We start from the raw sequence: 12,547 nt of genomic DNA, 5'->3' as shown, positions 1-12,547 counted from the left end.
TGCTGGTCGCCCTTGTGCTGTTTAGGCAGTTAACAACTGATTCATACGACGAATAAACTGGTTCGGATCGTCCAGCGTACCGCGCTCAGCCAGCAGCGCCTGGTCGAGCAGCAGTTCCACCCATTCGCCAAAGCGGCTTTCATCCTGGGTATCCGCCACACGTTTCACCAGCGTATGATCCGGGTTCAGTTCAAAGATGTATTTCACATCCGGCACTTCCTGGCCCGCCGCCGCGAACAATTTCGCCATCTGGGTGCTCATCTCGTTGGCATCGGTGGTGACAATTGCCGGCGTATCTGTCAGACGATGGGTTAAACGCACCTCTTTGACACGCTCGCCCAACAGGGTTTTCACGCGATCAACGAACGGCTCCAGCGCTTTTTCCGCTTCTTTCTGTTCTTCGGTTTCTTCGTCGGCCAGTTTGCTCAGCGACTCATCCGCTTTGCTCACCGACTGGAAGGTTTTACCGTCAAACTCGGTGAGGTAGCTCATCATCCATTCGTCGATACGATCGGACAGCAGCAGCACCTCGATGCCTTTTTTGCGGAACAGCTCCAGATGCGGGCTGCTTTTAGCGGCGGCATAGCTGTCAGCGGTGATGTAGTAAATCTTGTCCTGACCTTCCACCATGCGGCTCAGGTAGTCGTCCAGAGAAATCGTCTGCTCGGCCCCTTCGCTTTGCGTGGTGGCAAAACGCAACAGCTTTGCAATCTGCTGCTGGTTGGCATGATCTTCGGCCGGGCCTTCTTTCAGTACCAGGCCGAACTCTTTCCAGAACTGCTGATATTTTTCCGCGTCATCTTTCGCCAGTTTTTCCAGCATTTGCAGGCTACGCTTGGTCAGCGCACCGCGCAGGCTTTGGGTCACGCGGCTGTCTTGCAGAATTTCACGCGAAACGTTAAGCGGCAGGTCGTTAGAATCAATCAGGCCACGCACGAAACGCAGGTAGTTCGGCATAAACTGTTCGGCGTCGTCCATGATAAACACGCGCTGGACGTAAAGTTTCAGGCCGTGTTTGTGGTCGCGGTTCCACATGTCAAACGGGGCGCGTGCCGGGATATACAGCAGGCTGGTGTACTCCTGCTTACCTTCCACGCGGTTGTGGCTCCAGGCCGCAGGCTCGCTGAAGTCATGGGCGATGTGTTTATAGAATTCGTGGTACTCTTCGTCGCTGATCTCAGCTTTGTTGCGCGTCCACAGCGCCTGGGCTTTGTTGATTTTTTCCCAGCTGGTGGTGTCGCTCTCTTCATCTTTGCTTTCGATCTCGACCGGCAGCGCGATGTGATCGGAATATTTGCCGATGATGCTGCGCACACGCCAGGCATCAAGGAATTCATCCTCGCCTTCACGCATATGCAGGGTGATCTCGGTGCCGCGATCGGCTTTCTCGATCTCAGCCAGGGTATATTCGCCCTCACCGGCCGATTCCCAGAACACACCTTCTTCGGCGCTGGCACCGGCGGCGCGGGTACGCACGGTGACTTTATCAGCCACGATAAATGCCGAGTAGAAACCGACACCGAACTGACCAATCAGCTGGCTATCTTTTGCCTGGTCAGAACCCATCGACTCCAGAAACGCTTTGGTGCCTGATTTTGCGATGGTGCCGAGGTTCTCAATCACCTCATCACGACGCATGCCGATGCCGTTATCACTCAGCGTCAGCGTACGATTTTCCTTGTTGACCGAGATCCGCACGCGCAGGTCGCCGTCGCCTTCGTACAGATCCGGTGACGACAGCGCGCGGAAGCGCAGTTTGTCAGCCGCATCGGAGGCGTTGGAGATCAGTTCACGCAGGAAAATCTCTTTATTTGAATAGAGGGAATGGATCATCAGGTGCAGAAGTTGTTTTACCTCTGACTGGAAGCCACGCGTCTCTTGTCCTTTCATGGTCATTGCTACCTCAACTGAATCGGGTTGATCGAACGTTGAGGAAGAGATGGGGATGGTGCGGAGAATTTCAAGCCGGTATCAAGATTGATACCGGCAAGTGATTAGAATTTAATCTTGTGACGTCCAGCCAGCGAGTGCGACAGCGTGGTGCCATCGACCATCTCCAGCTCACCGCCCACCGGCACGCCGTGTGCAATGCGGCTGGCATCCACGCCGTACTGGCTGCACAGCTCGGCGATATAGTTGGCCGTGGCTTCTCCTTCCACCGTAGGATTGGTCGCGAGGATCACTTCCTGCAACGTTTCCTGCTCCAGGCGCTGCTCCAGACGATCCAGCCCGATATCCTGCGGGCCGATACCATCCAGCGGCGACAGGTGGCCCATCAGCACAAAGTAGCGACCTGCGAACTGGCCGGTCTGCTCAATGGCGTGGATATCCGCCGGACTTTCCACCACGCAAATCTGGCCGTTTTGTTGACGACGCGGATTGGCGCAGATGGTGCAGATCTCCTGCTCGGTGAACGTGCGGCAATCGGCACAGTGGCCGATTTCCGACATCGCGCGCGTTAACGCCTGCGCCAGGCGCATGCCACCGCTGCGATCGCGCTGCAACAGATGAAAGGCCATACGCTGCGCTGACTTCGGGCCAACCCCCGGCAGACAACGCAGCGACTCCATCAAGGATTCAAGCAGTGGACTGGTTTGCATCAGAACGGCATCTTGAAGCCTGGCGGCAGCTGCATACCGGCAGACACAGAAGCCATTTTCTCTTTCTGCGTTTCATCGATACGGCGTGCGGCGTCATTGAACGCGGCAGCGATCAGATCTTCCAGCATATCTTTGTCATCTTCCAGCAGGCTCGGATCCACTTCCACGCGACGGCAGTTATGCGCGCCGTTGATGGTCACTTTGACCAGGCCAGCACCTGATTCGCCAGTGACTTCCAGCGCGGCGATCTCTTCCTGAACTTTGGCCATTTTGTCCTGCATCTGCTGGGCCTGTTTCATCAGGTTGCCCAATCCGCCTTTTCCAAACATAGTCTTCTCTCTCTGCTGGGGCTGCGTCGCGCGCTCATCGCACGGCAGCATGTTCATACGGGTCGAATACTCTCTTCATCCAAATCCGCGTCAAAGAAACGACGCAAGGTCTGAATGTGGGTATCGCTAATGATCGACTGACGCGCCTGCGACAGTTTCTCTTCATAAATGGCCTGACGCCATTCCAGTGGCGTCAATACCGCGGAATTATCGTCTTCAATAATGGTCAGTTCAACCGTCTCACCTGCCGCATGGCTGAGTGCCTCGGCCAATGCCTGGCGCGCACCACCTGAATTCAGATGACGCTGGCTGCTGCGCAGATGCAGACACACCTGATTATCGCCCTGCTCTTTCCAGGCGTTCAGCGCCAGTTGCTGCACCAGCTTTGGCAACGTCAGAGCGGCGATTTCCGCCGCCCAGGCATCGCGCTGCTGCGCTTCTTCCGCCAGACGTTGCGCCAGCTCAGGGGTTTTCTCATGCTCCAGCGCTGAACGCAAGGCTTTTGGCGTCGCGACCGGCTCAGCGATAACCTCGGTCGGCGTTTGCGCTTTCCAGCGATAGGCTTCCGGTTTTGCCGCCGCTTTTACCGCCGGTTCACTTGCTCGTTGCTGCACCCGTTCCGTGACATTCGCCAGGCGTTCCAGTGCCGCATTAGCCGGCCGCGCGGAACGCGCTGCCGGCTCACTCTTTTTTGCTTTGCTGGCTCCCTGACGCAATAACTGCGTACGGGCCTGTAACAACTGGCTGGTGGCATCCGACAGATTTTCCGGCGCAGGGGCCATATCAGGATAATCGGCAGGAATCGGCGGCGCTTCAGTCTGCGGCGGTGCCATTTGTGGTTGCGCCGCCACTAACGGTGCAGCAACCGGAGCCGCCTGCGGCGTCAGCACCGGGCGTGCAACCGGTTCGGCAATCAACGCCTGCGGGTGAAACGCCAGCGCACGTAATAACGTCATTTCCACACCCAGACGGCGATCCGGTGCCAGCGGCAGATCTTTACGCCCCATCAGCAACGTCTGGTAATAAAGTTGCACGTCGGCTGGCGGCAATACCCGCGCCAGTTCGCGCAGACGTTGCACCTGGTTGACTTCATCCTCGCTGAGCGAGCCTGGCAACAGTTGTACCATGGCGATACGGTGCAGCAGGCGCAGCATTTCCACCAGCAAGGCTTCCCACTCGACGCCGCGTGACGCCGCCTGGTTCAGCAGCGCCATCACCTGTTCACCGTTGCCTTCGCTTAACGCTTCAATCAACGCTAACGGCTGCTCATCGTCCAGCGTGCCGAGCATCTGTGCCACGCTATCACGCGTCACGCTACCCTGCCCCATCGCAATCGCCTGATCGGTCAGGCTGAGTGCATCACGCATACTGCCTTCGGCAGCGCGCGCCAGCAGTTGCAACGCGCGCGGTTCGGCGGCGATCTGCTCCTGCTGTAAAATATGCTCCAGTTGCTGGCGAATCTGTTCGACATCCAACGCTTTGAGATGGAACTGTAAGCAACGGGATAAAATGGTGACCGGCAGCTTTTGCGGATCGGTGGTCGCCAGCAGAAATTTAACGTGTGATGGCGGCTCTTCCAGCGTTTTCAGCAACGCGTTAAAGCTGTGACGTGACAGCATGTGTACTTCATCAATCAGATAGACTTTGAAGCGGCCACGCGCTGGCGCGTATTGCACGTTATCGAGTAAATCACGGGTGTCTTCAACTTTGGTGCGCGACGCCGCATCGATCTCAATCAGATCGACAAAACGTCCCTGCTCGATTTCACGGCAGTTATCGCACACGCCACAAGGCGTCGAGGTGATGCCGGTTTCGCAGTTGAGGCCCTTTGCCAGCAGACGCGCAATCGAGGTTTTACCTACACCACGGGTGCCGGAAAAGAGATAGGCATGATGGATTCGTCCCAGTGACAACCCGTTGGCCAGCGCAGTCAGCACATGTTCCTGACCGACTACGTCAGCGAAAGCCTGGGGACGCCATTTTCGCGCAAGTACCTGATAGCTCATGTGGATTCGATCACTGGATTTGGTTGAGTTGGCACAGCGGCACGACTAAGGAGCCGAGGCCCACTGTCAGTCAAAAGGGGAAAAACGCTGCTTTGCAAACCCTGTTTATTTTGGCAGTAGTTTAACAGCCAACACCCAAGATGCCTATAACTTTGCGGAGATGCGCCCCGTCGGATAACGGAGCGCGCTGGCCTTAGTGGCCGGGGAAATTAACCAGGCTGAAGCAATCGAGGCCCATCGCTTTCAGACGCGCTTCGCCACTCAGATCAAACAGGTTAATAATGAAAGCAGCATCTTTCACCTCACCGCCTGCACGACGAATCAGTTTCACGGTAGCTTCGATGGTGCCACCGGTCGCCAGCAGATCATCTACCACCAGCACCACGTCACCCGGCTGGATAGCATCCTGATGCAATTCCAGTGTGTCGGTACCGTACTCCAGTTCATAGCTTTCGCTAAAGGTGGCTCGCGGCAGTTTGCCCGGCTTACGCACCGGCACAAAACCCACGCCTAAACCCAGCGCGACCGGCGCGCCAAACAGGAAACCACGCGCTTCCGTCCCCACCACTTTGGTGATGCCTTTGTCACGATAACGCTCAACGAGGATGGCAATCGACGCCGCATAGGCTTGCGGGTCTTCCATCAGACTGGTGACGTCACGGAACAGAATGCCCGGTTTGGGGTAGTCAGGAATGCTTTTGATGCTGTTTTTAATGAGTTCAAGCTGCTGAGCAGTTGCGGTCATAGTGTTACGCCTGGTGAAATCTCTATTTCGCGCAGCTCCCATAGCGCCATTACCCGGAGGACCGGGTTAAGCGAAGTCAGTTCACAAAGGGAAGCCACGCACGAAGAGGCCCAAATCTAAGCAAATGGTCGCCTAAATGCAACCCTGTCGCTACGTTTCACGTTCGTCTGTACTTTCTGCCACCACCGGAATCCGCCACATAAACAGCAGCAAGATGCACAACATCACGCCAAGCATAATGCGCACCCACCACAGATGAACCAACCAGATGGACACAGCAAAGGTAAGGATAATCAGCAGCATGGCACGACCTTTTGCCCCAGGTGGCATCGCACGATGGCGCTGCCAGTGGCGCAGATAACGACCAAAAGGTGAACGCCATAACAACCAGTGATGGAAACGCGGTGAGGAACGGGCAAAACACCAGGCCGCCAGCAACACAAATGGCGTGGTAGGTAATAAAGGTAATACAATCCCCAGCGTGCCCAGCACAATTGCCAGCCAGCCAAGGCTCAGTAATAAAATGCGTTGCATAACGGATGCCTGATAAAATCGATACCGCGCTACGTTAACACAGTCGGGAAAAGAGTGATGCCCTTGCCACGCCCACAACAACGTCTTCAATCCACGCTGGTACTGCTGCGCCAGCAAATCGCTCAGCAACCAGATGGGAGCTGCCGGCAGCCGCGTTTTGATGCGCAGTTGTTCCACTGCAAAGGAACACGCCTCGCCGACTATCTGCAAGAGCTGGAACACAATATCGCCCAGCTCACCGCCGCTGATCAGGACGCCACGCGTCGGCAGTGGCTGGCCGATAAAGTCGTGGATCAGATTGCTGCTTTACAACGTGAGTGCCAGAGCCAGCAACTGCGCGTGGCGCGTGAACGGCCACGTACTGATGTCAAACAACAGAAACGTGAAGAGTATCGAGGTTATGAGACGCGGTTGCTGGCGATGATCGCCGAACGTGAGCAGCATCTGCAACATGCCGAAACCTTGAGCGTCCAGCAGCAATTGATTCGTGAGCTGGAGCAGCTTCAGGCGCGTCTGGGACGCTGTCGCCAAGCCATCCACAAGCTGGAGCTGCAATTTACCGCACGGTAAGCGCCGTGATCTTTCCTCTATACTCATTTCTCCTGAGATGAGGAGTTGCATATGGCTTTTATCGCCTGGATTTTGACCGGTCTTGCCGCCGGATGGCTAAAACGGGTGCTATTTCCCGGACGACCTGGTGGCTTTATCGTTACGCTGATACTGGCGGTGATAGGTGCGCTGATCGGCGGTTATATCGCCAGTTATTTTAACGCGGGCGACATGGTAACCCTTAGCGTGGCGACCCTGGGCATGGCACTGGCTGGCGCCGTGGTGATGCTGCTGGTGGTGATGAAATTACGTATTTAGGAGAGACAATGTCACTGGAAACGGCACCAGACGAAATCAAACTGGCAGTGGATTTGATTCAACTGCTTGAGGAGAACCAGGTTCCCACCACCACGGTGCTGGCCGCGTTGGCAATTGTCCGACGCGATTATGAACAGAAACAAGCCGCAGAAAAATCCCCGTAACGGCGCGATTTATGAAGCGCGCCGTTACGAATGAACACCGTTGGATAATGTTGGGCTGAAGCGCAACATATCCAACAGGGCTTCAACCAGGCCCGGCGCTTCTGCCGCCAGATCAAAACTTTCCGGGGTAAACAGCCAACTTTCCATCATGCCATTAACGTAGGCGCGCATAATCAACGCTGCCTGACGGGTGTTGAGGCTGCGAGGCAACTGACCCGCATCAATGCATGCACGCAGCACCTCTTCTATTCTGTCGTAACATTCCAGCAGTAAGCTTTGCTGCATATTCTGCAAGGTTGCCATTTCACCCACAAATTCGCATTTATGGAAAATGATCTCCATTAGTGCGCGTCTTTTGGGATCCTTTGCAGTAGCGTCAAGGATATAGATCAACATCGAACGCATAACAGAGAGTGGATCGTCGGGGTATTTTGTTTGATACTCAAGTTCCACATCGTCAAGCCCAGCGTCACATTGCAACCAGATTTCATGTAACAGATCGGCTTTATTCTTGAAATGCCAGTAGATGGCTCCCCGCGTGACGCCGGCAGCCGCAGCGATATCCGCCAGTGATGTGGCGGCAACACCGTGTTCTGAGAAGTGAGCTAACGCGGCATCAAGAATTTGATTACGCGTTTCAAGTGCTTGTGCTTTGGTTTTTCGTGCCATAGCGGACTTTTTTTACAAACTGGCAAGTTTACATACATTTGTGAATGTATGTACCATAGCACGACCCGTGTTTTAACGCAGCAATGGGTTTAACGGTTTGTGATCCATTGATCATTTGATATCGGACACTCGAGGTTTATTTATGAATAAAAACAGAGGATTAGCCCCTCTGGCGGCCGTCCTGATGCTTTCAGGCAGCTTTGTATTGACAGGATGTGATGATAATAAATCCCAGCAAGCCGCCCAGCAGCAGCCCCCTGAAGTGGGTGTTGTGACGTTAAAAAACGAGCCACTGAAAATCACCACTGAACTCCCTGGCCGTACTTCGGCTTTCCGTGTTGCGGAAGTTCGCCCTCAGGTCTCAGGTATCATTCTGAAGCGTAACTTTGTTGAAGGCAGTGACGTGAAAGCAGGGGTTTCCCTGTATCAGATCGATCCCGCTACCTATCAGGCGGCTTATGACAATGCAAAAGGTGCCCTGGCGGAAGCGCAAGCCAATGCGCGCATCGCAGATTTGACGGTTAAACGCTATAAGCCGCTGCTGGGTACCAAGTACATCAGCCAGCAGGATTATGACACCGCCGTCGCTACCGCCGCGCAGAATGCCGCAGCCGTACAGGCCGCACAGGCGAACGTGGAAAGTGCCCGCATTAATCTGGCATACACCAAGGTGACCTCCCCGATTAGCGGACGTATTGGTAAATCTTCCGTGACGGAAGGTGCGCTGGTTTCGAGTGCGCAGACTACCGCGCTGGCTACCGTGCAGCAGCTCGATCCGATGTATGTTGACGTGACCCAATCCAGCGATGATTTCCTGCGTTTGCGCGCCGAGCTGGAAGCCGGTCAGCTGAAACAGACCGACGGCAAAGCCAATGTTGTTCTGTTGATGCAAAACGGCAGCACCTACTCACAGGCCGGTACGCTGGAGTTCTCCGACGTGACCGTCGACGAAACCACCGGCTCGATTACCCTGCGAGCGATCTTCCCGAACCCGGATGGCCGCCTGTTGCCTGGCATGTTTGTCCGTGCGCGTCTGGATGAAGGTACCAATCCGAGTGCGTTGCTGGTGCCTCAGCAGGCAGTAACCCGTACTCCAACCGGTCAGGCCACAGCCATGGTGGTCGGAGCCGATAACAAAGTTGAATTGCGCAACCTGACAGCCAACCAGGCGATTGGTGATAAATGGTTGGTGACCGAAGGATTGAAAGCAGGCGATCGCGTGATCACCGTCGGTCTGCAACGTGCCAAACCCGGTGCGCAGGTAACACCACAAGAAGTATCAGACGACACGAAAGCCGCTGCCGCCTCTCAGGCACAGTCTGAAAAATCGTCTTCATAAACAGGAGCCGTTAATACATGGCTAAGTTTTTTATCGATCGCCCCATTTTTGCGTGGGTAATCGCCATCATCATTATGTTGGCGGGTGCGCTATCGATCATCAGTCTGCCTATCGAGCAATATCCTAATGTTGCGCCGCCGGCAGTTGAGATCCAGGCCTCCTACCCGGGTGCTGATGCGAAAACGCTGCAAGACTCGGTGACCCAGGTCATCGAACAAAATATGAATGGTATCGATGGACTGATGTATATGTCCTCGAGCAGTGACTCGTCCGGTACGCTGACCCTGACCCTGACTTTCCAGTCCGGTACGGATGCGGATATCGCCCAGGTTCAGGTGCAGAACAAACTGCAACTGGCGATGCCGTTGCTGCCCCAGGAAGTTCAGTCGCAGGGGATTCAGGTTAAAAAATCCTCCAGCAGCTTCCTGATGGTGGCCGGTTTTGTCAGTGATGATCCGAACATGACGCAGAACGATATCTCGGACTACGTTGCGTCGAACATCAAAGATCCGATCAGCCGTACTCCTGGGGTGGGTGATACCCAGGTATTTGGTGCGCAGTATGCGATGCGTATCTGGCTTGATCCGCACAAACTCAACAACTTCCAGCTGACACCGGTTGATGTGATCAGCGCACTGACAACCCAGAACACCCAGGTGGCCGCCGGTCAGTTAGGTGGTACACCTCCGGTGCCCGGACAGCAGTTGAACGCCTCGATCATTGCTCAGACCCGTCTGACATCGACCGACGAGTTCGGCAACATTCTGCTGAAGGTCAACACCGATGGTTCGCAGGTGCGTCTGCGTGACGTGGCGAAGATTGAGCTGGGCGGGGAAAACTACGACATCATCGCCCGTTACAACGGTAAACCCGCTTCCGGTATCGGTATCAAGCTGGCGACCGGCGCTAACGCCCTGGATACCGCTGATGCGGTAAAAGCCGAACTGGCGAAGCTACAACCGTTCTTCCCGACCGGCCTGAAAGTGGTTTATCCGTATGACACCACGCCGTTCGTTAAAATCTCCATCTTCGAAGTGGTGAAAACCCTGATGGAAGCGATCGTGCTGGTGTTCCTGGTGATGTATCTGTTCCTACAGAACTTCCGCGCCACGCTGATCCCGACCATTGCAGTACCGGTCGTATTGCTCGGAACCTTTGCGATTATCGCCGCCTGCGGCTACTCGATAAACACGCTCACCATGTTCGGGATGGTGCTCGCCATCGGCCTGTTGGTGGATGACGCCATCGTGGTGGTAGAAAACGTTGAGCGTGTGATGGCCGAGGAGGGGCTGCCGCCCAAGGAAGCCACGAAACGATCGATGGAGCAGATTCAGGGTGCGCTGGTGGGTATTGCGCTGGTGCTCTCCGCGGTATTTATTCCGATGGCCTTCTTTGGTGGCTCTACCGGGGTTATTTATCGTCAGTTCTCCATCACCATCGTGTCAGCGATGGCCCTGTCGGTGCTGGTGGCGTTGATTCTGACGCCTGCGCTGTGCGCAACCATGCTGAAACCCGTAGAGAAAGGCAGCCACGGCAAAACCACCGGTTTCTTCGGCTGGTTTAACCGCCTGTTCGATAAGAGCACCCATCACTACGTTGATAGCGTTGGTCATATCGTACGCAGCACCGGTCGTTACCTGGTACTTTATCTGATCATCGTTGTCGGCATGGCGTATCTGTTCCTGCGTCTTCCTACCTCGTTCCTGCCGGAAGAGGATCAGGGTCTGCTGCTGGCTCAGGCGCAATTGCCCGCCGGTGCGACTCAGGAACGTACGCAGAAAGTGCTCGACCAGGTGACGGATTACTTCCTGACTAAAGAGAAAGACAGCGTGAACTCGGTGTTTACCGTTAACGGCTTCGGCTTTGCCGGTCGTGGACAGAACACCGGTATCGCCTTCGTCAGCCTCAAGCCGTGGGACGAGCGTGGCAGTGCCGACATGAAAGTGCCTGCCCTTGCCGCTCGTGCGATGCGTGCGCTGGGTTCCATCAAAGATGCGATGGTCATTCCGTTCAACCTGCCGGCGATTATCGAACTGGGTAACGCCACCGGTTTCGACTTCCAGCTCATTGATCAGGGTAACCTGGGACATGAGAAGCTGACCGAAGCACGTAATCAGCTGTTCGGTATGATCGCTCAGCACCCGGATACGCTGGTGGGCGTGCGTCCTAACGGCCTGGAAGATACTCCGCAGTACAAACTGATTATCGATCAGGAAAAAGCGTCGGCGCTGGGTGTCTCGCTGTCTGACATCAACACCACGCTGGGTGCGGCATGGGGTGGTTCCTACGTTAACGATTTCATCGACCGCGGTCGCGTGAAGAAGGTGTACGTTATGGGGCAGCCAGATTCACGTATGCTGCCGGATGACGTCAGCAAATGGTATGTGCGTAACAGCGCCGGTGAGATGGTGCCATTCTCTGCCTTCTCAAGTGCGAAGTGGCAGTATGGTTCACCACGTCTGGAACGTTATAACGGCCTGCCGTCGATGGAAATTCTCGGCCAGGCTGCACCGGGTAAAAGCTCCGGTGATGCCATGAACCTGATGGAAGAACTGGCGGCGAAACTGCCAGCCGGTATCGGCTATGACTGGACGGGCATGTCCTACCAGGAACGTCTGTCCGGTAACCAGGCTCCGGCACTGTACGCCATCTCGTTGATTGTGGTGTTCCTGTGTCTGGCTGCGCTGTATGAAAGCTGGTCGATTCCGTTCTCGGTAATGTTGGTGGTTCCGCTCGGCGTGGTGGGTGCGTTGCTGTTCACTACCCTGCGTGGTCTGAGCAACGACGTCTACTTCGTGGTGGGTCTGCTGACTACCATCGGCCTGTCGGCGAAGAACGCCATCCTGATCGTGGAGTTCGCCAAGGACTTGATGGAGAAAGAAGGCAAAGGCCTGGTGGAATCAACGCTTGAGGCATCCCGTATGCGTCTGCGCCCGATTCTGATGACCTCGCTGGCCTTTATCCTCGGCGTGCTGCCGCTGGCGATCAGTACCGGTGCCGGTTCTGGCGCACAGAACGCGGTAGGTACAGGCGTGATGGGCGGCATGGTCACCGCAACCGCGCTGGCAATCTTCTTCGTGCCGGTGTTCTTCGTGGTGGTACGTCGCCGTTTCAGCAAGAATAAAGCTGAACTGGAACAAGGCCATCCGGTGAACCATAGCCACTAAGATTTTCCCTTCCTTAAAAGGCCGCTGATGCGGCCTTTTTTTTGCTCTCAGCACAACCGCGCGATAAATCGCGCCGCTACGGGGCAGGTGCGGCATCGTGGGTGGCGCGATAAATCGTGACGCGACG

The 12,547-nt window shown here is 55.5% G+C and carries 12 protein-coding genes and 1 other annotated feature; of the genes, 5 read left to right on the top strand and 7 right to left on the bottom strand.

Going from position 1 to position 12,547, the window contains the following annotated elements; translation table 11 throughout:
- Window positions 1-21 precede the first annotated feature (21 nt).
- From htpG to CTZ24_RS05020, 6 genes are all read right to left on the bottom strand, one after another.
- Window positions 22-1,896 (bottom strand): molecular chaperone HtpG, encoded by a 1,875-nt coding sequence (htpG, locus tag CTZ24_RS05045; protein WP_208724972.1) that lies wholly within the window; start codon window positions 1,894-1,896, stop codon window positions 22-24.
- A gap of 98 nt (window positions 1,897-1,994) precedes the next feature.
- Window positions 1,995-2,600, bottom strand: a complete 606-nt coding sequence (recR, locus tag CTZ24_RS05040; protein ID WP_208724971.1) for a recombination mediator RecR — start codon at window positions 2,598-2,600, stop codon at window positions 1,995-1,997.
- Window positions 2,600-2,929, bottom strand: coding sequence for a YbaB/EbfC family nucleoid-associated protein (locus tag CTZ24_RS05035; protein WP_021182290.1), 330 nt, complete (start codon window positions 2,927-2,929; stop codon window positions 2,600-2,602). The genes recR and CTZ24_RS05035 overlap by 1 nt, the downstream gene beginning before the upstream one ends.
- A 53-nt stretch (window positions 2,930-2,982) precedes the next feature.
- Window positions 2,983-4,935 carry a DNA polymerase III subunit gamma/tau gene (gene dnaX, locus CTZ24_RS05030; RefSeq protein WP_208724970.1) on the bottom strand — a complete coding sequence of 651 codons (1,953 nt, stop codon included), beginning with the start codon at window positions 4,933-4,935 and terminating at the stop codon, window positions 2,983-2,985.
- Window positions 3,580-3,641: a sequence feature (DnaX frameshifting element), on the bottom strand. (Overlaps the previous gene by 62 nt.)
- A gap of 193 nt (window positions 4,936-5,128) precedes the next feature.
- On the bottom strand, window positions 5,129-5,680 hold the full coding sequence (gene apt / locus CTZ24_RS05025; RefSeq protein ID WP_013508166.1) for an adenine phosphoribosyltransferase: 552 nt from the start codon (window positions 5,678-5,680) through the stop codon (window positions 5,129-5,131).
- A gap of 150 nt (window positions 5,681-5,830) precedes the next feature.
- Window positions 5,831-6,214, bottom strand: a complete 384-nt coding sequence (locus CTZ24_RS05020) for a DUF454 family protein (protein WP_021182287.1) — start codon at window positions 6,212-6,214, stop codon at window positions 5,831-5,833.
- A 57-nt stretch (window positions 6,215-6,271) separates the two neighbouring features.
- On the opposite strand from CTZ24_RS05020, the gene priC reads away from it, so the two are divergent.
- The 3 genes from priC to rsmS are packed head-to-tail and all read left to right on the top strand — an operon-like array spanning window position 6,272 to window position 7,245.
- The gene (gene priC, locus CTZ24_RS05015; RefSeq protein ID WP_208724969.1) at window positions 6,272-6,784 is read left to right on the top strand and encodes a primosomal replication protein PriC; all 513 of its coding nucleotides are present in this window, start codon (window positions 6,272-6,274) and stop codon (window positions 6,782-6,784) included.
- Window positions 6,785-6,835: 51 nt separating this feature from the next.
- Window positions 6,836-7,081 (top strand): GlsB/YeaQ/YmgE family stress response membrane protein, encoded by a 246-nt coding sequence (locus tag CTZ24_RS05010; RefSeq protein ID WP_021182285.1) that lies wholly within the window; start codon window positions 6,836-6,838, stop codon window positions 7,079-7,081.
- A gap of 8 nt (window positions 7,082-7,089) precedes the next feature.
- Window positions 7,090-7,245, top strand: a complete 156-nt coding sequence (rsmS, locus tag CTZ24_RS05005) for a pleiotropic regulatory protein RsmS (protein WP_021182284.1) — start codon at window positions 7,090-7,092, stop codon at window positions 7,243-7,245.
- Window positions 7,246-7,269: 24 nt separating this feature from the next.
- Here rsmS and acrR read toward each other — a convergent pair whose 3' ends face one another.
- On the bottom strand, window positions 7,270-7,914 hold the full coding sequence (gene acrR, locus CTZ24_RS05000; RefSeq protein WP_208724968.1) for a multidrug efflux transporter transcriptional repressor AcrR: 645 nt from the start codon (window positions 7,912-7,914) through the stop codon (window positions 7,270-7,272).
- Window positions 7,915-8,056: 142 nt separating this feature from the next.
- Between acrR and CTZ24_RS04995 the strand changes: the two genes are divergently transcribed.
- On the top strand, window positions 8,057-9,253 hold the full coding sequence (locus CTZ24_RS04995; RefSeq protein ID WP_021182282.1) for an efflux RND transporter periplasmic adaptor subunit: 1,197 nt from the start codon (window positions 8,057-8,059) through the stop codon (window positions 9,251-9,253).
- A gap of 17 nt (window positions 9,254-9,270) precedes the next feature.
- A complete protein-coding gene (locus tag CTZ24_RS04990; RefSeq protein WP_208724967.1) occupies window positions 9,271-12,420 on the top strand; it encodes an efflux RND transporter permease subunit in 3,150 nt (1,049 codons plus the stop codon).
- Window positions 12,421-12,547: the final 127 nt, after the last annotated feature.

Source organism: Pantoea phytobeneficialis (assembly GCF_009728735.1).
In the GTDB taxonomy this organism is placed as follows: Bacteria; Pseudomonadota; Gammaproteobacteria; order Enterobacterales; family Enterobacteriaceae; genus Pantoea; species Pantoea phytobeneficialis.
Note: the sequence above shows the minus strand (reverse complement) of the source record. Positions and strands in the feature narration are given on the sequence as shown.

What these genes read in the sequence shown, in the direction of transcription:
- htpG (WP_208724972.1), bottom strand. Translation starts at nt 1,896, where the DNA reads ATGACCATGAAAGGACAAGAGACGCGTGGCTTCCAGTCAGAGGTAAAA.
- recR (WP_208724971.1), bottom strand. Translation starts at nt 2,600, where the DNA reads ATGCAAACCAGTCCACTGCTTGAATCCTTGATGGAGTCGCTGCGTTGT.
- CTZ24_RS05035 (WP_021182290.1), bottom strand. Translation starts at nt 2,929, where the DNA reads ATGTTTGGAAAAGGCGGATTGGGCAACCTGATGAAACAGGCCCAGCAG.
- dnaX (WP_208724970.1), bottom strand. Translation starts at nt 4,935, where the DNA reads ATGAGCTATCAGGTACTTGCGCGAAAATGGCGTCCCCAGGCTTTCGCT.
- apt (WP_013508166.1), bottom strand. Translation starts at nt 5,680, where the DNA reads ATGACCGCAACTGCTCAGCAGCTTGAACTCATTAAAAACAGCATCAAA.
- CTZ24_RS05020 (WP_021182287.1), bottom strand. Translation starts at nt 6,214, where the DNA reads ATGCAACGCATTTTATTACTGAGCCTTGGCTGGCTGGCAATTGTGCTG.
- priC (WP_208724969.1), top strand. Translation starts at nt 6,272, where the DNA reads ATGCCCTTGCCACGCCCACAACAACGTCTTCAATCCACGCTGGTACTG.
- CTZ24_RS05010 (WP_021182285.1), top strand. Translation starts at nt 6,836, where the DNA reads ATGGCTTTTATCGCCTGGATTTTGACCGGTCTTGCCGCCGGATGGCTA.
- rsmS (WP_021182284.1), top strand. Translation starts at nt 7,090, where the DNA reads ATGTCACTGGAAACGGCACCAGACGAAATCAAACTGGCAGTGGATTTG.
- acrR (WP_208724968.1), bottom strand. Translation starts at nt 7,914, where the DNA reads ATGGCACGAAAAACCAAAGCACAAGCACTTGAAACGCGTAATCAAATT.
- CTZ24_RS04995 (WP_021182282.1), top strand. Translation starts at nt 8,057, where the DNA reads ATGAATAAAAACAGAGGATTAGCCCCTCTGGCGGCCGTCCTGATGCTT.
- CTZ24_RS04990 (WP_208724967.1), top strand. Translation starts at nt 9,271, where the DNA reads ATGGCTAAGTTTTTTATCGATCGCCCCATTTTTGCGTGGGTAATCGCC.